The sequence below is a fragment of the Streptosporangium sp. H16 genome (assembly GCF_051918855.1).
In the GTDB taxonomy this organism is placed as follows: Bacteria; Actinomycetota; Actinomycetes; order Streptosporangiales; family Streptosporangiaceae; genus Streptosporangium.
On sequence record NZ_JBPXMD010000001.1, the window covers coordinates 231,368 to 251,702 of the forward strand.

The window sequence follows — 20,335 nt, forward strand, 5'->3', positions numbered from 1 at the left end:
GCATCGCGGGGGTTCGGCTCAGGGGTGGTCTCGTGACCGTTCGAACGGTCACGAGACCACCCCCGGTCCTCGGGCCGCCAAGGCTTCCCGGGGTGGTGGCGAGGAGGTCACCGCTTCCAGAACGGGCGCCGTTTGGCGGGGCCCGCCAGGGACTCCAGGACCTCCTCGGCCCGCCGCCACAGGGTGTCCACGTCCCCACCGGCCCGCAGCTCCTCGGCCAGGGCCGCCAGCTCCGCGTGGCCGCCGAGGTAGACGGCCAGGGCCGCGAGGCGGCTGCCCAGGTCCTCCAGCAGGCGCAGCCGCTCGGCGGCGGGCAGGGACGCCGCGGCGCGCAGCCGCCTCAGCTCCTCGGCGAGCTGCTCCCTCGGCGGCTCCTGCGACGTGCCCTGCTTCGGGGGAGCCCCGGCCGGCGCGGGACGCAGCATCCGGGCGCGGTCGTCGAAGCCTCCGGCCGCCGCGTCCTGCGGCAGGCCGCCGACGGCCGGGCTCGCCGCGAACCTCGGCATGGAGCCGGGACGGGCCATCCCCGGAGGCGCCCCGGGGGACGGCGGCGGGCTCGGGGCCGCGCTCTCGAAGGCCATCGAGGTCATCATCATCGGCGCGGCGGCGACCGGGCTCTCCCAGCCGCTGGGCGGCTCCACCGGCTGGATCACCCGATGCGCAGGGCCGCCCTCGGCGACCACCCGCGTGTCGACCGCGACGAAGGCGGTGAACCGGCAGAGCACCCCGTATTTGAGCGAGGTCTCGACGATCTCGGCCTCCAGCGACCGGTCACCGGCCGCGTAGCGGTCCTCCAGGGCCCGCAGCCGCGCCCGCGCCCAGATCGCCCGTACGGCCGGATTGTCCACCGTCGACGCGGTGACCCTCCGCTCCCACGGCGAGCCGTCGGGGCCCAGGCCCCGTACGGTCAGCGCTCCGGCGGCCGTGCCGCGGTAGCGGCCGAGCACGGTGAGCGGGACGCCCGAGTAGATCGAGCCGACGTGGCTGACCGTCTCGGTGACCAGGTCGAGCCCGTCGGCCTTGAGGGACAGGTCGGTGACCAGGGGGGCGCCGATCCGGCGGTGGATGTGCTCCATCGCCTCGTCCAGCCGGTCCTCGGACTCGACCAGCTCGCACCTGCCGCCGCCCAGCCCGGCCAGCCTGCCCAGGAAACCGGCGTTGACCGCCCTGTCGATGCCGACCGTGTGCACCCGCACCCCGGCGAGCCCGGCGCCGAGCCGCTCCAGGATCTGGTCCTCGTTGCCGACCTGCCCGTCGGTGACGAGCACCAGCACCCGGTCCCCGGCGGAGTCGGCGAGCAGCGCGGCGGCCCGCTCCAGCGGTGACAGCATCTCGGTGCCGCCGCGCGCCTCCAGCCTGGCCAGGTGCTCCACGGCCCGGTAGCGGTTGCGGTCGGACGCCTCGGACAGTCCCTCGCCGAGCCCGTCCGGGTACTCCACGACGGTGTCGAAGGAGAGCACCGCGAACCGGTCGCCCGAGGTGAGCGTGTCGACGATGCGCGCGGCGGCGCGGCGGGCGGCCACCATCTTCCAGCCGGTCATGCTGCCCGAGCGGTCGAGCACCAGCACCACGTCCTTGGCCCCGGTCCCGGCGGGCGCCGGTTCGGGGACGACGGTCAGCGTGAACGTGCCCTCGTCGTTCTCGCCGTCCCTGTCGGGGGCCAGCGCGAGGGAGGTGGAGGCGTCGAAGGCCAGGCGCAGGATGAAGTCGCGGTCCAGCCGCTCACCCGGCTGGAGGCGGATCACGGTGCCCTCTTCCTGGACCACGTGCAGGCTGGAACGGACCTCGCGCAGCTCCAGACCGGCGGGGTCGACGGAGACGGCCAGCGACAGCCGGACCGGGTTGGGGAAGCCGGGCAGCAGCACCGGCGGGGTGATCCGGGAGGCGTCGGGGACCGCGTCGGTGTCCGGGGCCCAGCCGTCGCCCGCGCGCTCGCCGTCCAGCGGGGTGCCCGGGACGTAGCGGGGGGCGACGACCAGCGGGAAGCGGAAGGTGGCCGCGCCGTCCTCGTACGGGAGCGGCTGGTTCAGCGTGAGGCGCACGGTGACCCGCTCGCCCGGCACGATGTTGCCGACCCTCATGGTGAAGACGTCCGGCCGGTCCTCCTCGGCGATCGCGGCACGCTTCCCCTGGGAGATCGCCTGGTCGTAGTCGGCCCTCGCCTGGCCGCGCTCCTTGAGCACGCCCTCGATGACCCGGCCGTCGGCCTCCATCCTGAAGGCGGTCACGGCGGCACGGTCGGGCAGCGGGAAGACGTACGTCGCCTCGAGTGCCACGTCGTGCGGGTTGCGGAAGCCCTGGACCACCTCGACCCCGGCGCTCAGGCCGGACACGGCGGCGGTCACGTCCACGCTCTCCAGCGGCAGGTTGCCTCGTTCGGTGGCGAGCGCCCCCATCCCGGCGTCGGGGACGGGCAGGCACTCCTCCGGCAGCAGTGTGGTGATCGAGGTAATCATGTGTGAATTCCTTCCGGAGGTGTGAGGCCGCGTTCGCGGAGGAGCGACAGGAGCCCCTCCGAGGCGACGGCGATCTCGGCGAGGTCATCGGGTGAGGGGGCGTGCCCGCCCGTGTCGAGCAGCAGCGTCACGCCGTTCGCGAGCCGTACGCCGTGGACGATCACGGCTTCCGGGGCGGACGGTGCCGGGGCCGGAGGCGGCTTCGGCGGAGCGGGGCCGGTGACCGCCGAGGCGGCGGCTGCCGGGGCGGCGGACTGCCCGGCCCAGAAACGCGGGCGTGCCGCCCGGGGAGAACCGGTCCCTGCCGGAGGCGCGGGCGGGTGCCCGGCTGCGTGCTCCGGCCGGTGCTCCGGTGCGTTTTCCGATGCGGGCCCGGGGAGTCGGGCGATCGACTCCAGGGTCTGGTCGGTGGCCCCGGCCAGCTCGGCCTGGATCTCGGCGATGGTCCGGCCGTCGGACTGGCGCCGCTTGACGGCGACGATCTGGAGCAGGTGGCGCCTGCCGTACATGGCCACGCGGCCCCGGCGGGCCAGCGGGGGGTCGAGGAGGCCGATCGTCGAATACCAGCGGATGAGGCGCTCGTTGGGCATGTCCCTGACCCGCCCGTTGAGCTGGGCGGTGGGGGCCAGCGCCGCGGACGCCCGCTCGGCCAGTTCACCGATGGTCCATTCCATACCTCGATAGTGACACTGTAATCATGACAGTGTCAACATGATGGCCGGAATAGGGAGGTGGATAGATGGGTACGGACATTTCGTAGCAAAGGGGAAACTAAGCTCGAAACAGGGGGAGGACACTTCATGTCCGCGATCACCAGCCCACTCAAGCCAGAAGACAAGAAGACCATTGCCGTCGTGCTCCAGGGGGCTCTCGTCGACCTGCTCGACCTTTCGCTCTTGACCAAGCAGGCCCACTGGAACGTGATCGGCCACAACTTCCGGTCGCTGCACCTGCAGCTCGACAAGATCGTCTCGTCGGCCAGGAAGCACGCGGACACCGTCGCCGAGCGCGCGGTGGCCCTCGGGTGCAACCCCGACGGCCGGGCCTCCACGCTCGCGAACACCAGCGAGGTGCCGCAGCTGGAGTCGGGCTACATCAACGACGGCAAGGTCGTGGCCGCCATGACGGACATCCTCGGCTCCATCATCCGCCGGATGCGTGAGCGCATCGAGGCCGCCGAGCAGCCCGACCTGGTCACCCAGGACCTCCTCATCGAGATCACGCAGGACCTCGAGAAGCACCACTGGATGATCGAGGCCCAGCGCTAGATCGTCTTCCGAGGCGCCCCGGCCCGTGAGGGCCGGGGCGCCTTTCGCGTTCCCGGCGGCTTCTCCGCGCCTGCGGGGGTGTGTCGGCGCGGGGAAGGAGAAACCCGGCCTGGTCCGGGTCCGGTCATGCCGCCGACCGGCATCGCCGCACCGGCCGAGAAGGGGATGGACGACCGGCCGCCGCGTCCGCGGGATCCGCGTCGGCGAAGGTGGCGCCGCGGTCCTGCGGAGGGTCCGCAATGTCCGCGTCGGCGCGCGGATGGCGCTCTGGAACCGGTTCACAGAGGAAGGGTGGGCGCTCATACTCCATTCCATGGAGACCTACGCGAAGGCCGCGAGGGGGATCGCGAGGGGGATACGGGATGAGACTGATCCACCTATCTGAGATCGATCCCTCCATGACCGGCCTGGTGGGCGGAAAGGCCGCCGGGCTAGGTGGGATGATCAAGGCGGGTGAGCGCGTTCCGGACGGTTTCTGCCTGACCACCGAGGCCTACACGTCCCGTGATCTCCCGGAGGACGAGCTGATCGACGCCTACGAACGGCTCGGCGGCGGGCGCGTGGCCGTCCGCTCCAGCGCCACCGCCGAGGACCTGCCGTACGCCAGCTTCGCCGGTCAGCAGGACACCTACCTCAACGTCGAGGGCGCCGGCCCGCTCATCGACGCGGTCCGCAGGTGCTGGGCCTCCCTGTACACCGAACGTGCCGTGGCCTACCGCGCCGCGGCGGGCATCGACGACGCCGCCATGGCCGTGGTGGTCCAGCGCATGATCGATCCAGTGGTCGCCGGTGTCCTGTTCACCGCCAACCCGATCACCGGCTGCCGCACCGAGACGGTCGTCGACGCCGCCCCCGGGCTGGGGACCGCCATCGTCGACGGCACTGTCGTCCCCGACCACTACGTCCTCGGCCACCCGCCGCCGGCCGTACCTGACAGCGGCGGGTGCCTCGGCGGGCGGCAGCTCGAAGAACTGCGGGAGGCCGGGCGGCGGCTGCGGGAGCTCTTCGGCTCGCCGCAGGACATCGAGTGGGCGATCGATTCCGGCGGCACGCTGTGGCTGCTGCAGTCCCGGCCGATCACCACCCTGTTCCCCGCCCCGCCGGACACTGGCGACATGCGGCTCTACCTCGAGTTCGGCCACATCCAGGGAATGCTCCGGCCGACCACCCCGATGGGGGTGTCGCTGCTCAAGACGGGCTCGGCCATGTGGTTCAAGGCCGTGGGCGCCACGGTCGATCCGCGTGATCCGCTGCCCCGGCTGGTCCCCATCGGCGGGCGGCTCTACTTCGACCTGACCGATTTCATCCGCAACAGGTCCATGCGGAAGCAGCTGGGGACGTCTCTGCAGGTGTACGGGCCGCGGGTGCAGGGTGCCGTCGAGCGCATGCTGGACGATCCGCGGTTCGCCCCGCGCGGCGGCCTGCCGTTCCGTCTCGGCAGCGCCGTGAAGATCACGCTGCGGCTGGCACCCGGTGCGGTCTTCGGCCTCGCCCGTAGCCTGGCCAGGCCGGACGCCGCCCGGGTCAGGGCCTACCGCGCCGTGGAGGAGATCAAGCGCCTGACCGTGCCGCCGAGCGAACCGGCCACGTCGGCCGAGCGGCTCCGCTGGGTGGTCGAGGACTCCCACCGGGCGGTCATGAGCCCCGACATGATGGGGCTCGTGTGGCCGATGACGGCCGGGATCATCGCCGGTGTCGCGCCGTCCGCGCTGCTCGAAGGTGTCGCCACCGCCGACGAGCTGGACATCGTCCTGGGCGGGATGCCGCACAACGTGACCACGGAGATGGACCTCGCGCTCTGGCAGGTCGCGGTGAACGCGCGCGGACACCGCGACCTGTTCCTCGCCACCCCGCCGGAGGAACTCGCCGCGAGGTACCGCGCGGGGGAACTCCCCGACATTGGGATGGCCGGTTTCCTCGGCAGGTACGGCATGCGCGCCGCCGCCGAGATCGACGTCGGCATGCCCCGTTGGGAGGAGGACCCGGCCCCCCTGTTCGCCACGATCGCCAACTACCTCCGGGTGGGCGACCCCGAGCAGGCGCCCGACCGGCGGTTCGCACAGGCCGCGCGGCGGGCGGAAAAGATGATCGAGACACTGTCGCGGCGGGCGCGGCACAGCAGATCGGTACGCGGCCGGCCCGCGATCTTCCTCATGCGCCGGTCGCGCAAGCTCACCGGGCTCCGGGAGATCGCGAAATTCGCCTGGCTGCCGGTGATCCAGACGGCCCGCCGTCAGCTCCTGCTGATCGGAGGCGACCTGGCCTGTCGCGGCCTGCTGGAGCGCGCCGACGACATCATGTTCCTCGATCTGTCCGAGGCCCGCTCCGCCGTACACGACCGGGCCGACCACCGGGACCTGGTCGCGGCACGCCGCGCCGAGTACGAGCGGGAACTGCGGCGGCACACCGTCCCGGGAGCCCTGCTGTCCGACGGGACCGACGTGGAGACACTCGTCCCGCCCGGGCCCGCGGAAGCCGGAGTGCTGGTCGGGATGGCGGGGGCCGCGGGCCGGGCGACCGGCAGGGCGCGGGTGATCCGCGATCCGGCCGGCGCGCACATCGAGCCGGGCGAGATCCTCGTGGCCCCCACGACGGATCCCGGCTGGACCCCGTTGTTCCTGACGACGGCGGGGCTGGTGACCGAGACCGGATCGCCGATGGCGCACGGCCCCACCGTCGCCAGAGAGTACGGCATCCCGGCCGTCATCTGCGTCCGCAACGCCACGCACGAGATCAGGACAGGGCAGCTCATCACGATCGACGGGGCCGCGGGCACGGTTCGGGTGGAGGAGGACGGCTGAGGGCCCGGCCGTTCGGGCCGTCAGGCCTCGGACGACCATCGGACACGCACCGGCGTCCCCGCCCCGTGACCGAGCCGCGCCGCCGAGGTCGAACAGGAGGGGCACGGGCCGGGCCGTCACCGAGGTAGAAGCCGTCCGCGCTGGGTAAATCCGGGGAGGACCACACGGCCGGCGGGGGAGGAGGCGGGCGTGGTATTCGACTCCTGGAGCGGGATCATCCGGACCGTCGTCGCCGCCGTGGTGGCGTACGCCGTGCTGGTGACGGTGCTGCGGCTGTCGGGCAAGCGCACCCTGGCGAAGATGAACGCCTTCGACCTGGTGGTCACCGTCGCGCTGGGTTCCACGCTGGCCACCGTGGTGCTCTCGTCCGATGTCGCGCTCGCCGAGGGCGGGCTCGCACTGGCCCTGCTGGTGGCACTGCAGTTCGCCGTCGCCTGGCTGGCGATCCGCTCGGCCCGGGTGCGGCGGCTGATCAAGTCCGAGCCGACCGTGGTGCTGCGCGACGGGCGGCTGCTGGAGCAACCGATGCGCCGCCAGCGCGTCACCGCCTCCGAGGTGCGCCAGGCGGTCCGTGCCGGCGGCTCCGGCGCGCTGGAGGACGTCGCCGCCGTCGTCCTGGAGACCGACGGCAGCTTCAGCGTCATTTCCCGCCAGAAGCTCGGCGCGGGCAGTGCCCTGGCCGGTCTGACCGGATTCGCCGGCCCGGGGGATTCCGCCGGTTCCGGGCACCGGCCGTCCCGATGACCTCTGCCCCGGCCGCGCCACCACTTCACGCCGGAGCGGGCCCGGCGCCGGTATGAACCTCCGCGACGAGGAAACGGCCGACGACCGCCAGACCTGGGCCGAGCGGCTGATCGACCGCCTCGACGGTCTCATGAGCGTCCTGGGCCTGCTGTTCCTGCTGGTCGTGCTCGGGCAGAATCTCGCCCGCCACCCCGTGCTGGCCGATGTCCTCTTCGCGGCGGGCTGGCTGCTGTGGGCCACGTTCGCCGCCGAATACGCGCTGAGATTGTACGTGGCCCCGGCGCGGCTGCGGTTCCTGCGCCGCACCTGGTGGCAGTTGATCTTCCTGCTCGTGCCGTTCCTGCGGTTCCTGCGGCTGCTGCGGTTGTTCCGGCTCGCCCGGGCCGGCGGCGTGCTCGGCTCGGCCGTGCGCGGCGGCCATTCGGCCGGGCGCCTGCTGTCGGGCCGAATGACCTGGCTGGCCGCGCTCAGCGCCATCGTGGCACTGGCCTCCAGCCAGGTGCTGCACGAGTTCGCCGAATACGACGACTACGCCCTGGCGCTGCACGACGCCGTCATGGGCACCGTCACCGGTGAACCGCTCACCGTCAGGACCACGGCCCTGGCCGCCGTCGTCGAGGTGTTCCTGGCCGTCTACTCCGTGGTCGTCTTCGCCTCCGTCGCCGCCGCGATGGGCGCCTACTTCCTCAGCCGCCACCCCTCCGGTCCGCAGGACGGCGAACGTCCGGGCGACGAGCCTCCGGCCGACCAGACCACCCGTCCATGACGTGCCGGTATGTCCCCGCTTGACGAAACCGATCCGCTTCGCATGCGGTGATCCGACCGGACGACGGGTACCGGCCCTTCACACGACGTCCGCCACCGGAAGGAGCGCGCCATGCCGGTGCGCGAAACGATCGACACCCGGCCCCGCCGACATCGACCTGACCGCCGAGGCCGTCCAGGCGCCGATCGACCGCGTCCGGGCCCGCGCGGGCGGGGGATCGCGATCTGCCGATCCGGCCGAGGGGACGGCCCGGCACCCCTCCGGAGGACGCGAAAGCCCCTCAGCACCTTCCGGGCACGGCTGTTCGCCCGCACGCGGCGTGAGTAGAAGATCGTTGGTGAAGAACATGCGGAGCACGACCAGTACATTGTGCGCGGCCGTACTGCTGCTGGCCGCATGCGCCTGTGGCAAGGAGGGCGACGCCGGATTCTCCACGGAGGAGTTCGCGCCGAACACGGGGGCCAACGAGATCGTCAACGACGTGTACGTGAGGAACGCCTTCGTCATCGGTGGTCCCGCGGGCGAGCCGCTGCCACCCGGGTCGGGTGTCCCCCTCTACGTGACGCTGGTGAACCAGCGAACCGAGCCGGACCGGCTCGTCTCCGTCAGCGCGTCGCCCACATTCGAAGGTTTTCGCGTCCGCGGAGGCGGCCTGGACCTTCCGGTGCGTCAGCCGGTCGGCGGGGACGTGAACCCGCAGGCGTTACTGACCGGGTCGACCGGGGACCTGCGTAGCGGCACCTACCTTCCGGTGTCGTTCCGGTTCCAGGACGCCGGGACCGTACGGGTGCAGGTGCCCGTCCTGCCGCCCTCACAGTGGCGGGCCACGTACTCGCCCTGGCCGTCACCCGGCTCGTGATGGAGGACGCCGGCCTCGATACCGGGAGCTTCGGCGACGGGCGCGGTTTCCGCCCGGCAGCTTAACGCCCGATATCGCGTGGTTTTACCCGCTTGTAGCACTGCCCGTCTCCGACGGCCTTGAGCCCGGCGAGGTCTCCTTCCTGAAGCGTAGTCACCCGCCGGCCGTACTGGACCGGATTCATCAGCTGACGGGGGTCGTCCACATGCCCCAGACCGACCAGATGCGCCAGCTCGTGCAGCATCACGGCCCGTATGGCGTCGTCCCCGCCCATTGACGTCATCTGGCCGGCGTCGAAGACCACCGTCCCGCTTACATACCGGGGGACGCCTCTCCCAGCGCGGACGTAGACGGGACCGCCGTACCCGACCGCCTGCCCGCGCAGGCGCGCGGACTCCTCCGGGCCGGAGTAAGCGATCAGCACCGGTGCCCACCGGTCGCCGTACCGGTCCGGCTGGTAGGCCTTCCTGCCGTCACCGGGCGCCTCGTCGGTGCTCCCCCGGTAGGAGAACTTGAGTCCTGTCGCTTCGGAGATGCGCCCGAGGCTCTCCCGCAGCAACCGGTCGCCCCCTTCCGGCCGCCCTTTCGTCCGCACGACGTAGCTGATGGGCTCGCAGGTGCTCCACCGCACGGGCTCGCCGTCGTCCCGCATGTGCAGGAAGCTGTAGCCGTCCTTCGCGCCCTCCTTCCGGTCGTGGCCCCCACCGGATTCCTCCGCGGACGGGGGCGTGCCGGGCACCTGGGTGGTGACCACGCAACCGGAGAGCACACCGATCATCAGTACGGCCGCGACCGTCGCCTTCATCGGCCCCCCTCTCGTCGCCGCTCCATCCCCTACCCGGTACCGCGCTCCGGATGCGGCAACCGCCGCCACGCACCACGTCCACCGCCCTTCCCACGAGTCACGTCCCCGCCCATGGGGCCGGTGCGATCGACACCGGCCGCCGTGTCACCGCACCCGCGCGGGGCGGGTACCGGTGAAGCGGGTGATGAGAGGTCCCGCGACCGCCAGGATGAAGACGTAGGCCGTCACCAGGGGTGCCAGGACGGGGTGCTGGGTCGCGGCCAGGCCGATGATGACGATGGAGAACTCGCCCCGGGCGATCAGCGCGGCCCCCGCGCGGGCCCGGCCGCGCCTTCCGACCTCGTCCCGGGAGGCGGCGTAGCGGCCGGTGACGACTTTGGTCATGCCGGTGACCACGGCCAGCGCCAGGGCGGCGGGCAGCACCGGCGGCAGCTCGCCGATGTCCACGGACAGGCCGATGGCCACGAAGAACACCGCGGCGAACAGGTCGCGCAGCGGGGCGAGGACGGCACCGGCGCGTTCGGCCGTCTCACCGGTGACGGTGAGCCCGACCAGGAAGGCGCCCACCGCGGCGGAGGCGTGGATGTACTCCGCCAGCGCCGCCACCACCAGGGTGATGCCGAGCAGCCTGAGCATGAGCTGCTCGGCGTCCGGATGCGTCACCAGCCGGCTGACGTGGTGGCCCCACCGGTAGGAGGTGGCGAAGGCGGCCAGCACCGCGCCGAGTGCGACCAGCACGCCGAGTACGGCCTGCCACCAGGTGCCGCCGGAGACCAGCACCGCCAGCACCGGCAGGTAGGCGGCCATCGCGAAGTCCTCCAGGACCAGCACCGACAGCACGGCCGGGGTCTCCCGGTTGCCCAGCCGGCGCAGGTCGCCCAGGAGCCGGGCGATGATCCCCGAAGAGGAGATGTACGTCGCACCGGCCAGCGCCAGGATGCTCACGCCGTCCAGGCCGAGCAGCCAGCCGGCCACCGCGCCGGGTGCGGCGTTCAGCACCAGGTCGACCGCGGCGGAGGGCACGTGGCGGCGCAGGCTGACGGTGAACTCTCCGATGGAGAACTCCAGGCCGAGCACCAGGAGCAGCAGCACGATCCCGATGGACGCCCCCGCTCGCAGGAACCCTCCCGCCGCGGGTACGGGCAGGATGCTTCCCTCGCCCAGCGCCAGCCCCGTCAGCAGGTAGAGCGGGACCGGTGACAGGGTCAGGCGGCGCGCCATCGCGCCGAGGACACTGAGCGCGACCAGGATGAGGCCCAGCTCCAGCAGCAGGACGACGGAGACGTGCACCCGCTCAGGCCCGCAGGATGCGGGTCACGTCGGCGATACCCCTGTCGGTCCCGATCACCACCAGGACGTCACCGGCCCGCAGCACCTCCTGCGGGCTCGGCGAGGCGATCACCTCCTCCCCGCGGACGATCGCCACCACCGACACGCCGGTGCGGGTTCGAGCCCTGGTGTGCCCCAGCGGCCGGTCGGCGTAGGCGGAACAGGCCGGGAGCTCGACCCTGCTCGAGTTCAACCCGGGCACCTCCCTGCTCAGGTCGGCGAACCGCTCGGCGATGCGCGGCGCTCCCAGGATCTGGGCCAGGGTCTCGGCCTCCTCCTCGTTCAGCCGGAATACCGGCCTGGCCTCGTCCTGGTCGTCGTCACCGTAGACGACCACCTCGAAGTCACCCGTACGGCGTGCGACGACGCCGATCAGGTCCCCTTCGTGGTTGGTGAACTCGTACCGCAGCCCGACACCGGGCAGGAGCACCTCGTTGACGTCCATGTGCTCATCATCACGGTGGGCACCCCCGGCGCTCTGCGAGGACGGGTCCGTGTCGCGTCTGCGTCGCGCGGCCGTCGTCCGGAACCCGACACGTTCCCGGCTTTCAGGGCCTCCCGGGGTCCGGACGCGGGGAGATGGTGATCGCGCCGCATGGGCGCTACGGCGGGGGATTCCGCGTGTTGCCGTCCCCGAGCCAGACAAGGTCGGAGTGAAGCCGCCGCGCGGCGCTGTGCGCGCTCGTCCACCGGCCGAATCCGTGGCCGTTCGCCCCGAACGTCGCCGCCGTCCCGCCCGGCAACGTCAGCCCGTAGGCCACCACCTCCGTGATGACTCCTTCGTCGTTCCCTCCGTACTTCTGGATCAGGGCGAACAGGCGTGGTGGCTCATCCGTCAGGATGCGTGTCTCTTCACGGGCGTGTTCGGGCTCCGTGTCGCGTGCGAGGTGTCCGCCGACGCCCGAATCATGGCAGGCGGATGGTTGGCCGAACTCAAGGGAATGTCCCACGGCGAGTGCTCTCTTCCTGCCTGGCGCCTGTGAAGGCTGCTCGATTTGCATTCGTTTCGGCGGACTACCCGGAGAGACAGTCCTGCGTATGGCGCATCATCGGTTGAGTTCTCAATCCTTCGGCCTTGAGGGGAGGCCACGCAGGACCTCTTCGTGCAAGCACGAATCAGCCTGTCTGTTCTTTGGTCCACGGCAGCTCTATAGTGTTCTAGAGCACCAGTGAAGTCAATGACTGATTCAGAGTGCACTAGAACAGGGGTCCCATGATGGCTGACAGCCCGCAGGCGATGGCTCCGTACCGGCGGATCGCCACGCAGATCAAGGCCAGGATCGACAGCGGGGAGATCCGGCCGGGTGACCGCATTCCGTCGGTGCGGGAGATAATGCGGGACGAAGGGGTGTCCACCGCGACCGCCACCCGGGTCGCGGCCGTGCTGCGGGCGGAAGGCTACGCGGAGTCGGTTCCGGGGATCGGAACCCTGGCCAACCTGCCGAAGAAGATCACAGCAGGTTCCGATCGTCTTCAAATGCTGCGGGCGAGCGGGAGCGGCTACCGCCGGGGGGAACGAGCCGAGATCTTGAGCGCCGGTCTCGTCCCGGCACCCGAGGTGGTCGCGGACGCGCTGGAGATCGAAGAGGGAATCGCCGTTGTCCAGCGCCGTCGCGCCTACTATGACGACAGAGGGCTCGTGGCGCTGTCCACATCGTGGCTTCCGGGTGAGCTGGGCCAGGTGATACCCGAGCTGCTGATCGCGGAACCGCTCCCGCGAATGACGTTCGGGCTGGTCGAGGACAGGGCGGGCCGACGGGCCGTCCGGCGGCGCGACATCGTCGCCATCAGGCCGGTTCCCGAGGACATCGCCTCGGTGCTCGGCATGGAAAGCGGTCTGCCGGCACTCACCATGACGAACCTCTACTGGGATCAGCACGACGAGGTGACCGAGTACGCCGTGGACTTTCTCGGCCCCGGTCGCGAGCTCTCGGCCGACTACGCCCTGGAATAGTCTTTCGGCCTCCATCACTGACGCCGATGCTCACAAAAGTGTGATCCGAGGGGTCGGTGTCGCGAGCTTCGCGCGAGCGTACGATCCCCCGCGAAGCGCCGCTCGCACACCGGATGAGTCCGCGACCGTCATTCAAAAAGCGGTCGGCCGTGTCAAGCGAGCGAGAGGGAGGAGTACGTGATGATCAACCCTGAGGAACTGGCGGGCGTGGCCTGGCACATCAGCACCAGGAGCCCCGACGGCGGCGGACAGTGTGTCGAGGCCGGTCCGCTGGCTGATGGCAGTGGGCGCGTCGCCGTGCGGCACAGCCGTCGTCCCGAGGCCGAGGTGATCGTCTACACCCGGGCCGAGTGGGAGGCGTTCGTCGGCGGCGTCAAGGACGGCGAATTCGACTTTTCCGCCCGCTGACCGTACCGGCTCACAACGAGGCGATCCGCCTTGTCCCGGTCTCTCCGGGCCCGTCATACCTCGGTGGTAATCGACGGGCTGCGCCCGGAGTTGGGAGGCTTGCGGCATGAGTAATGAAACCCGTGACATCGTGGAAGAACTGCTGCGTCGGATGGCCGAGGGCGATCACGACCGTACGGCGGAGTTGTTCGCCGAGCCGGTCGACTGGCGGCTCGCCTGGCCCGCCGAGGGGCATCCGGCGGTGCCGTGGATTCGCCCCCGGTCCGGCAGGGCCGAGGTGGCGGACCACTTCCGGTCGCTGGAGGCCCATCACGTGCCCGAACTGAACGGCACGTCGGTGACGCGGATCCTGGTCGACGGGGCGGACGCCGTCGTGCTCGGGGAGATCGCGCAGACGGTGCGGGACGGCGGGGCCGCGTACACCTCACCGTTCGCGCTGCACCTCACCGTCGAGGACGGGCTCGTCACCCGCTTCCACATCTACGAGGACAGCCTCACGGTCGCGCGGGCCCTTAGCGCCTGAATGTGATGGCGAAGGAGCCCGTTCCGTCGCGGTTTCGAGAAACGGGCTCACGCTGACCGTCGGACACCAATCTTTCCCGAAATCCGTGGTTCTCCGGAGATGCGCCATTCGGGTGACGCCCGGATTTGCGCCCGGCCGGGGCGCGGATTCCGACGGCCGTGTGTGGATCCGACCGAGGGCGTCGATATCGCACCGCACGCTGTTCCGGCGGGGACTCTCATTTCAAAATTTGCCCGGCATTTCGCCTATAGGGTTCTATCTCGTGCCGAAACGATCATCCATTCTCTGGGGAACGGCGATTCTGGCCGCGATGGTTCCCGAGGTCCATTCCGGGACGACGGTGATGCTGTCCGGCGCGGAGATCCGCGGTGTGGTCGTCCGGGAGGCGTTCAACGTCTGTGCGGGACAGGTGCTCGATTTCGAGGTGAACCGGCTGCTCGCGCCGGTCTGGGATCTTCCTCTCCTCTGGTTCGGGGCCACGCCGTTGATCGCTCTCGCCTGGGGAGCGGCGTTTCTGAGCGAACGGGCCGGGTGTCCCCGGTTCGGCCGGATTCTGGCGCGCTCCGCCGCCGTGGTGGTGATCGTCCGCCATCTTCCGTCCCCGTTGCTGTTCATGTTCGACGTGGCCGGCGATTCCCGGTGCGCGGGCCAGTGGGGACCGCCGGGAACGATGGACTGGTACGTCACCACGAACCTTTACCACCTGGTTCCCGTGGCTCTCGTGTTCCTCGCGGCTCGGGCCCACGGGCTTCCCCCGAGAGGCCCTCTCGCCCATACGGTGATCGCTGGGCTGCTGGTGGTCGTGATGCTCCTCGGCGCGGCGGCCGACACCTTCACCGGGAGGGCGAGCGACACGCGAGCGCTCGACTGCTCCGGATCCGGGGACGGCACCGCCTCGGGACCCGGCGAACCAGAGGACGAACGAAGGAAGGGGTTCCTGTGTGAGATCCGGGAGGGCTCGTTCGGGGTGGGCGTGCCCCAGCTGGCGGACATGCCGGACCGTGAGCTTCTCGCCTACGGTGATCACCTGTGCGACCTGGCCGTACGGAACGGAGGGGACGTTCGCGCGCCCGCCGTGTCCGAGGCGATCGGTGGAGTGGGTGGCGGCTCGTTGGTGACGGCACTGGGAAGGCTGTGTCCCCAGGTAGCCGAGGTGGAGCGGGAGAGGGAACGGCGGGCGAAGGAGGAGAACGACGCCTTCGTCGCGGCGGCGGAGAGGAGCTGCGCCGCCCATCCCCGCCACCGGCCGAGGATCAGGCCGGTGCGGCAGGCCCGCGCGACCATGTGGGCGGACTTCTGGAACATCAACGCCTGGGACGAGGGGAACGAGGGCGGACCGGCCGGTGACATGGTCGCCGGCCTGGTCGGAAGCGGGCCGGGCGCGCTGGACATCTGGGCGGCGGACGAGATCGGGCACGCCTGCGTGACGGGCGAGGCGTACCGGCGCCGCCCGCCGGTGGAGACCAGGGGGTGGGAACAGGTCGTCGAGGTCGGTTACGAGACGAGGACGGGGGTCCTGTCCATCGTGGACGGGGAGGGCAGCCGGCTCCCCGATCTCACGGCCGGTGGCCCGGGAGATTACCGGGTCCGGGTCCATGTCCGGGGGCGTAGGGCCGTGCAGGAGGACCACGACGCCCCCGACGGCACCGTCCAGCTCCTGATCATGGTGTTTCCGGGGAAGGCGCGGGAGCCCAGGATCTACCGCGACTCCCTGTCCTCCTGAGCTCAGAGGAGATAGCGGGCCAGGCCGGCGATGGGGTGCGGTCCGGAGAGCAGGTCGCGCAGGGTGTCCAGGTGGGTGCCGCCCGAGGTGTGGTGGGCGACGAGGCCGGTGTCGTGGACGGCCCGCTCCCAGCTCCCGTCGTCGTTCGCGGCCTCCTCCAGCCGCCGCAGCACGCTCGCCCCGTCCGTCTCCCCGGCCAGCAGCGTCAGCAGGTGCGGCCACTGGACGGCGAGAGCCGCGAGCTTGGCGACCTCGCCGTCCGAGGCGGGGGCCGCACCGGCGAGGGCGCGGCGGTAGGTCAGGAACGAGTAGAAGCGGAACACGTTCACGTACCGCTTGATCTCGCGCGGGTTGAAGAACGTCAGGGCCGGGAGCACGAACTCGATCGCCCGGTAGGCGTTCTCGTCGCTGTAGAGGTCGTCGAAGACCCGGTCGGCGGCCTCCCTGGTCGCCGCGCAGAGCCCGCCGACGGCGTCGGAGCACTCGATGCCCAGGGCGTCCTGCGCCAGCCGCGCCGCCTCGTCGAGGGTCGTCGTGGTCGGGCACAGCGCCCAGATGGCGTCCTGCAACCGGCTCACCTGGACCGGGTCCGGCGGTTCCGCCGCCCGCGATCCGAGGTCGGGGGTCTCCGCCGGCGTTCGCGGCCCGAATCCCTGCAGTTCCATCGTCGCCCGCAGCCCGAGCCCCGGTATTTCCAGCGGGGTTCGCAACCTGGGCACCGATGCCCGCAGTCCCGGCACGGCCGCTCCCGGTGGCGTGGCGGTGCCGGGCGAGCCCGGTGTGACCGCGCCGAGGGGGGAGGGCCGTGCGGGAGGCAGGGGACCGCGCGAACGCGGCCCGGCCGGATCCGGTGGCGGGTCGAGCCGTTCCAGGGCGGCTGGGGGACCCGCCGGACGCGGTCCGGCCGGATTCGGTGTCCGTGTGGTGTCCGGGTCCCGCGGCCACGCGGTACCCGTGCCCGCGGGAGCGGCGGGAGCGGTGGCAGGACCGGCGTGCGCGCCGGGATCGTCCGGGGGGACGGTCGCGGGCCGCGCCAGGTCGGACACGCCCAGCAGGGCCCGTACGAAGGCGGGCAGCCGGTCGGCGTCGTCCAGCAGCGGCACGCTCAGCGGGAGCTGCACGATCTTCTCCAGGAACCGCCAGCCCAGGCCGGACCGCCCGCCGCCCGGCAGCGTCCCGGCCAGCTCCGGGTAGGCCGCCTCGACGTGCGCCACGACCACCTCCGGTTCCATGGCCAGCACGAACACGCAGTTGGGGAACTCCCCGGCGAGGAAGAGGTTGATCGCCTCGATGACCTGCGCCACCGTTCCCGGCGAGCAGCGGTCCAGGTCGTCCACGAACACCACCAGCGGGCGCTCCCCGGTGGCGACGAGGTCGAGGACCTGCCGCATGTCGGTCTGCACCAGGTGCAGGAAGCCGGTCCTGGACCGGTACCCGGGGGCGGTCGCGACCTCGTTGACGAACCCGTCGGCCGCGCCGGGGCCGAGCAGGTCGGGTTGGGTGACCAGGCCGCGGAACGCGTTGTCCGCCGACTCACCGAAGAACCGCGCCAGCCGTACGGCGCCCGCCCCCACCACCAGCGCCGATCCGGCGGAGCCGACGGCCGCGGCGGCGTTCCCCAGGAAGGCGCCGAGCGCGGGCAGCAGCGCGGCGGCGGCCAGGAGCGCCCCGGTGAGGACGACGGTGGCGACCAGGCCGAGGGCCACCGGCGCCAGGCGGGTCATCGCCAGGTGGTAGGCGCGCCTGCGGACCGCCTCCCGGTCGATCCTGGACAGGTTCAGCTCCAGCCAGAACCGTTCCCGCTCGGCGCGGGGCAGCCGCCGGGTGACCTGGGTGATGATCTCGTGGGCCAGCCCGGCCCAGACCTGCTCGCCGCTCTGGTACATCCACGGGTTGAACCAGACCGTGGGCCGCCAGTCCGCCCGCCGCAGCGGGAGCGGGCCCGGCTCGGCCTGCCCGGAGCTCTCCCGGGGGCGCCGTCCCGTCCTGGCGAGCACCTCGGCGTTGGTCAGCGTCCTCTCCGCGCGGGAGCCGGGCAGGTGGATCGGGGCGGGGTCGTCCCCGGCGGCCCCGGGGTCCAGCAGGTCCTGGATCATCCGCATCAGCGAGGTCTTGCCCGCGCCCCAGGGGCCCTTGACGCCGATCGTGAGCGGGGGCCGGGTCTCGGGGTGGCGGACGAACGCGGCGATGGCCTCGGCGTAGACCCGGTGCCCGAGCTGGTCCTCGGTGGTCCACCGGTCGGCGGTGAGCCTGGCCCTGGGCCGTACCGTCCGCAGCCCGGCCCGGCGGCGGCGCAGCAGCGCCGAGGTCTGCGCCCGCTCGGCCGCCGACAGCCGCGAGTGGCCGAAGGTCCGCACGTCCGGGTGGACGAACGTGGTCGTCTCGCCCAGCAGACCCCAGTGCCTCAGCTCGGCGGCGTCGCCGAGGATCTCGTCGATCGGCTCGTCCTCGTCGAGGAGGGCCGCCCTGCGCAGGATCTCCCTGGCGGGCTCGCTCAGGTGGAGCTCGTAGACCCGCCGGACGATCTCGATCCCGCAGGCGGGCGGGGCGTGGTCGCCGAGCCGTGCCAGGACGCGGGCGAAGGCGGCGTGCGGCACGGCGGCGGTGTCCCTCGCCGGGGTGAGGGCGACCCCCGCGACGGCCCCGTACGAGATCAGGATGGGCGTGCGGGCGGCCGAGGCCGCCGTATAGCGGGCGAGCGCGTAGGCGTGCAGGTCCCCGACGCTGATCGTCCCGTCCCCGTCGAGGTCGGCCGCCCGCGTCGTGAGGCCTTCCGCGATGACGTCGGTCAGCGTGCGCACCGGGCCGGGTACCGTCTCGTCGAGCCTCAGCGTGAGGGTGAGGGCCGCCGCGGCCACCCTCGGCTCCCCGGCCACGGCGAGCTGCCTGACCGGTTCGGCGGAGCCGTCCAGGGCGCTCCAGCCGAAGTCGACGATCATCAGTACGGCGGCCGCCAGCGACTCGCCGACCTGCCGCCCGAACGCGCCGATCATCGATCCCAGCTGTCCCGAGGTCCAGCCGCCGTCGGCGGGCAGCCGGATCACCAGCAGGTCGCCCTCCCGCGCCGAGCGCAGCAGGTTCCACACGCGCTCGCCGTCCGCGCCGGCCCCCTCGCTGGTCTCGGCCTCGACGGTGAACCCCTCGGCGCGCAGCGCGCTCGCCAGCCGCGCGTCCGGCGGGGCGGCGTACGGCCCGGTGGCGGAGGTGCCCGCGTCCGGTGAGGGCGGGAGCGAGGGAGAGGAAGGGACAGGTGACGGTGGCGAGATCGCGGACGCGGGGGAGTCGAGGAAGACGAGGGCTCGGCGGGTGCCCACGTGGGGCGTGGTCTCGAAAACTGGATTCGCGAACGCGAGTCCCTCGCTCAACGGTCCTCCCGATCTGACGGCGGTCATCCCACTGTGGACGCGTCGGACGGGACAGATGGCGATCTTGGCGATAGGTCGACCTGTTTTGACGGATGTTTGCTCGCCGGTTTCCGTAAAGTTTGCGGCGGGGAGCCGGGGTGGCGCCACCTGCGGTGTCACTCACGGCGGTGTCACCCGCGGCATCACCTGCGGTGTCACTCATGGCCGCGTCACTCACGGCGGCGCCCGCGAGATCACCGGCCCCTTCGTCTGCCGGGCGACGCGGCCTCCCCGACGACCTCCGTCAGTTCCTCGCACAGCCCGGCGAAGAGCGAATCGGGGCAGCCCGCTCCGACAGGGGTCGGGGAGGAGGCGGTCTCAGAGGTCGCGGGCCCAGATCTCCTCGACGAAGTCTCCGCCGCCCGGGCCGCCCCCGCCTCGCTCCTTCTCGACCAGCTCGAAGCCCGCCGCTTTGTAGATGCGCCTGGCGTCCAGCAGGACGTCCCTGGTCCACAGCACCATCCGCCGGTAGCCGGCGGCCCTGGCGAAGCGCACGCACTCGTCCACGAGCCGGGTGCCGATCCCCATGCCGCGCGCGGACGGCTCGACCAGCAGCATCCGCAGCTGCGCGGTCTCGTCGTCCTTGCGCACGCAGAAGACGCATCCGGCGCGCTCGCCGTCCACCTCGGCGATCCAGGCCGCCTCGCGCCGGGGGTCGTGGCCGTCCACGTAGTCGGCCACGACCCTGGCCACCAACGCCTCGAAGTCCATCCCCCAGCCCCGCTCCTGGCTGTAGAGCGTGCCGTGCCGGTAGACCACCCAGCCGAGGTCGCCGGAACGCGGCGGGCGGATGACGTACGGCAGGTCAGCCTTCGGCGTCCGGCCGAAGATCTCTTTGATCGTCGCCATGCTCGCGACCAGCCGGTCGCCGTCCTCGTCGGTCACCCCGGCCATCAGGTCGCGTACCTCCTGCGCCGCGCGCTCGTCGAAGGCCGCGAACCTGGTCCGGCCCTCGGCGGTCAGCTCGACCACCTGCCGCCGCGCGTCGGCGGCGGACCGCTCGCGCACCACCAGGCCGTCGCCTTCGAACCTGCCGAGCATCCGGCTCAGGTATCCGGCGTCGAGCCCGAGCAGCCGCCGCAGGTCGCTCACCTCCATCCGGCCCGCCCGGTCCAGCTCGAACAGCACCCTCATCTCGGTCAGCGAGTAGGGGCTGTCCAGGAGGCCCTGATGGAGCAGGCCGATCAGCCTCGTGTAGAAGCGGTTGAAGGCGCGTACGTCCGCCACGTGTCTCTCCATGCTTGACAGCATCAACCAATTCATTGACGCAGTCAAAGAAATTGTCGACGTGACCT

The 20,335-nt window shown here is 71.7% G+C and carries 17 protein-coding genes; 9 read left to right on the top strand and 8 right to left on the bottom strand.

The genetic code is table 11. The features are described from left to right. Positions 1-107 precede the first annotated feature (107 nt). Both ACTOQ2_RS01050 and ACTOQ2_RS01055 read right to left on the bottom strand, forming a co-directional pair. Complete coding sequence (locus ACTOQ2_RS01050) at positions 108-2,456, bottom strand: VIT domain-containing protein (protein WP_440097744.1); 2,349 nt, start codon at positions 2,454-2,456, stop codon at positions 108-110. Beyond that, complete coding sequence (locus ACTOQ2_RS01055) at positions 2,453-3,130, bottom strand: MerR family transcriptional regulator (RefSeq protein ID WP_440097745.1); 678 nt, start codon at positions 3,128-3,130, stop codon at positions 2,453-2,455. Before ACTOQ2_RS01055 ends, ACTOQ2_RS01050 begins: the two co-directional genes overlap by 4 nt. Before the next feature lie 126 nt (positions 3,131-3,256). On the opposite strand from ACTOQ2_RS01055, the gene ACTOQ2_RS01060 reads away from it, so the two are divergent. The 5 genes from ACTOQ2_RS01060 (at position 3,257) to ACTOQ2_RS01080 (ending at position 8,894) form a co-directional block, all read left to right on the top strand. After that, complete coding sequence (locus ACTOQ2_RS01060; protein ID WP_440097746.1) at positions 3,257-3,724, top strand: Dps family protein; 468 nt, start codon at positions 3,257-3,259, stop codon at positions 3,722-3,724. 362 nt (positions 3,725-4,086) lie between these two features. Beyond that, positions 4,087-6,525, top strand: a complete 2,439-nt coding sequence (locus tag ACTOQ2_RS01065) for a PEP/pyruvate-binding domain-containing protein (protein WP_440097747.1) — start codon at positions 4,087-4,089, stop codon at positions 6,523-6,525. Positions 6,526-6,714: 189 nt separating this feature from the next. Beyond that, on the top strand, positions 6,715-7,269 hold the full coding sequence (locus tag ACTOQ2_RS01070; RefSeq protein ID WP_440097748.1) for a DUF421 domain-containing protein: 555 nt from the start codon (positions 6,715-6,717) through the stop codon (positions 7,267-7,269). A 52-nt stretch (positions 7,270-7,321) separates the two neighbouring features. Continuing rightward, entirely contained in the window at positions 7,322-8,035 is a 714-nt protein-coding gene (locus tag ACTOQ2_RS01075) for a hypothetical protein (RefSeq protein ID WP_440097749.1), read from the top strand. Between the two features lie 337 nt (positions 8,036-8,372). Further along, a complete protein-coding gene (locus ACTOQ2_RS01080; RefSeq protein WP_440097750.1) occupies positions 8,373-8,894 on the top strand; it encodes a hypothetical protein in 522 nt (173 codons plus the stop codon). A 61-nt stretch (positions 8,895-8,955) separates the two neighbouring features. Here the strand turns inward: ACTOQ2_RS01080 and ACTOQ2_RS01085 are convergent, their stop codons facing one another. The 4 genes from ACTOQ2_RS01085 to ACTOQ2_RS01100 all read right to left on the bottom strand — a co-directional run bounded on the left by ACTOQ2_RS01085 (position 8,956) and on the right by ACTOQ2_RS01100 (position 12,029). Continuing rightward, positions 8,956-9,699, bottom strand: coding sequence for a matrixin family metalloprotease (locus tag ACTOQ2_RS01085; protein ID WP_440097751.1), 744 nt, complete (start codon positions 9,697-9,699; stop codon positions 8,956-8,958). A 144-nt stretch (positions 9,700-9,843) separates the two neighbouring features. Then, entirely contained in the window at positions 9,844-10,989 is a 1,146-nt protein-coding gene (locus tag ACTOQ2_RS01090; RefSeq protein ID WP_440097752.1) for a cation:proton antiporter, read from the bottom strand. Between the two features lie 4 nt (positions 10,990-10,993). After that, positions 10,994-11,473: a cation:proton antiporter regulatory subunit gene (locus tag ACTOQ2_RS01095; RefSeq protein ID WP_440065208.1), complete on the bottom strand. Its 480-nt coding sequence runs from the start codon at positions 11,471-11,473 to the stop codon at positions 10,994-10,996. Positions 11,474-11,630: 157 nt separating this feature from the next. Then, complete coding sequence (locus ACTOQ2_RS01100) at positions 11,631-12,029, bottom strand: hypothetical protein (protein ID WP_440097753.1); 399 nt, start codon at positions 12,027-12,029, stop codon at positions 11,631-11,633. A 215-nt stretch (positions 12,030-12,244) separates the two neighbouring features. Between ACTOQ2_RS01100 and ACTOQ2_RS01105 the strand changes: the two genes are divergently transcribed. The 4 genes from ACTOQ2_RS01105 to ACTOQ2_RS01120 all read left to right on the top strand — a co-directional run bounded on the left by ACTOQ2_RS01105 (position 12,245) and on the right by ACTOQ2_RS01120 (position 15,636). Beyond that, complete coding sequence (locus ACTOQ2_RS01105; protein WP_440097754.1) at positions 12,245-12,982, top strand: GntR family transcriptional regulator; 738 nt, start codon at positions 12,245-12,247, stop codon at positions 12,980-12,982. A 180-nt stretch (positions 12,983-13,162) separates the two neighbouring features. Beyond that, positions 13,163-13,390: a DUF397 domain-containing protein gene (locus ACTOQ2_RS01110; RefSeq protein ID WP_440097756.1), complete on the top strand. Its 228-nt coding sequence runs from the start codon at positions 13,163-13,165 to the stop codon at positions 13,388-13,390. A gap of 106 nt (positions 13,391-13,496) precedes the next feature. Then, complete coding sequence (locus ACTOQ2_RS01115; protein ID WP_440097757.1) at positions 13,497-13,913, top strand: nuclear transport factor 2 family protein; 417 nt, start codon at positions 13,497-13,499, stop codon at positions 13,911-13,913. A 262-nt stretch (positions 13,914-14,175) separates the two neighbouring features. After that, the gene (locus tag ACTOQ2_RS01120) at positions 14,176-15,636 is read left to right on the top strand and encodes a hypothetical protein (RefSeq protein ID WP_440097758.1); all 1,461 of its coding nucleotides are present in this window, start codon (positions 14,176-14,178) and stop codon (positions 15,634-15,636) included. Positions 15,637-15,638: 2 nt separating this feature from the next. On the opposite strand, the gene ACTOQ2_RS01125 is transcribed toward ACTOQ2_RS01120, so the two are convergent. Continuing rightward, on the bottom strand, positions 15,639-19,001 hold the full coding sequence (locus ACTOQ2_RS01125) for a P-loop NTPase fold protein (protein ID WP_440097759.1): 3,363 nt from the start codon (positions 18,999-19,001) through the stop codon (positions 15,639-15,641). 357 nt (positions 19,002-19,358) lie between these two features. Then, on the bottom strand, positions 19,359-20,279 hold the full coding sequence (locus ACTOQ2_RS01130; RefSeq protein WP_440097760.1) for a bifunctional helix-turn-helix transcriptional regulator/GNAT family N-acetyltransferase: 921 nt from the start codon (positions 20,277-20,279) through the stop codon (positions 19,359-19,361). Between the last annotated feature and the right edge of the window lie 56 nt (positions 20,280-20,335).

What these genes read in the sequence shown, in the direction of transcription:
- ACTOQ2_RS01050 (WP_440097744.1), bottom strand. Translation starts at nt 2,456, where the DNA reads ATGATTACCTCGATCACCACACTGCTGCCGGAGGAGTGCCTGCCCGTC.
- ACTOQ2_RS01055 (WP_440097745.1), bottom strand. Translation starts at nt 3,130, where the DNA reads ATGGAATGGACCATCGGTGAACTGGCCGAGCGGGCGTCCGCGGCGCTG.
- ACTOQ2_RS01060 (WP_440097746.1), top strand. Translation starts at nt 3,257, where the DNA reads ATGTCCGCGATCACCAGCCCACTCAAGCCAGAAGACAAGAAGACCATT.
- ACTOQ2_RS01065 (WP_440097747.1), top strand. Translation starts at nt 4,087, where the DNA reads ATGAGACTGATCCACCTATCTGAGATCGATCCCTCCATGACCGGCCTG.
- ACTOQ2_RS01075 (WP_440097749.1), top strand. Translation starts at nt 7,322, where the DNA reads ATGAACCTCCGCGACGAGGAAACGGCCGACGACCGCCAGACCTGGGCC.
- ACTOQ2_RS01085 (WP_440097751.1), bottom strand. Translation starts at nt 9,699, where the DNA reads ATGAAGGCGACGGTCGCGGCCGTACTGATGATCGGTGTGCTCTCCGGT.
- ACTOQ2_RS01095 (WP_440065208.1), bottom strand. Translation starts at nt 11,473, where the DNA reads ATGGACGTCAACGAGGTGCTCCTGCCCGGTGTCGGGCTGCGGTACGAG.
- ACTOQ2_RS01100 (WP_440097753.1), bottom strand. Translation starts at nt 12,029, where the DNA reads ATGCAAATCGAGCAGCCTTCACAGGCGCCAGGCAGGAAGAGAGCACTC.
- ACTOQ2_RS01105 (WP_440097754.1), top strand. Translation starts at nt 12,245, where the DNA reads ATGGCTGACAGCCCGCAGGCGATGGCTCCGTACCGGCGGATCGCCACG.
- ACTOQ2_RS01110 (WP_440097756.1), top strand. Translation starts at nt 13,163, where the DNA reads ATGATCAACCCTGAGGAACTGGCGGGCGTGGCCTGGCACATCAGCACC.
- ACTOQ2_RS01115 (WP_440097757.1), top strand. Translation starts at nt 13,497, where the DNA reads ATGAGTAATGAAACCCGTGACATCGTGGAAGAACTGCTGCGTCGGATG.
- ACTOQ2_RS01130 (WP_440097760.1), bottom strand. Translation starts at nt 20,279, where the DNA reads ATGGAGAGACACGTGGCGGACGTACGCGCCTTCAACCGCTTCTACACG.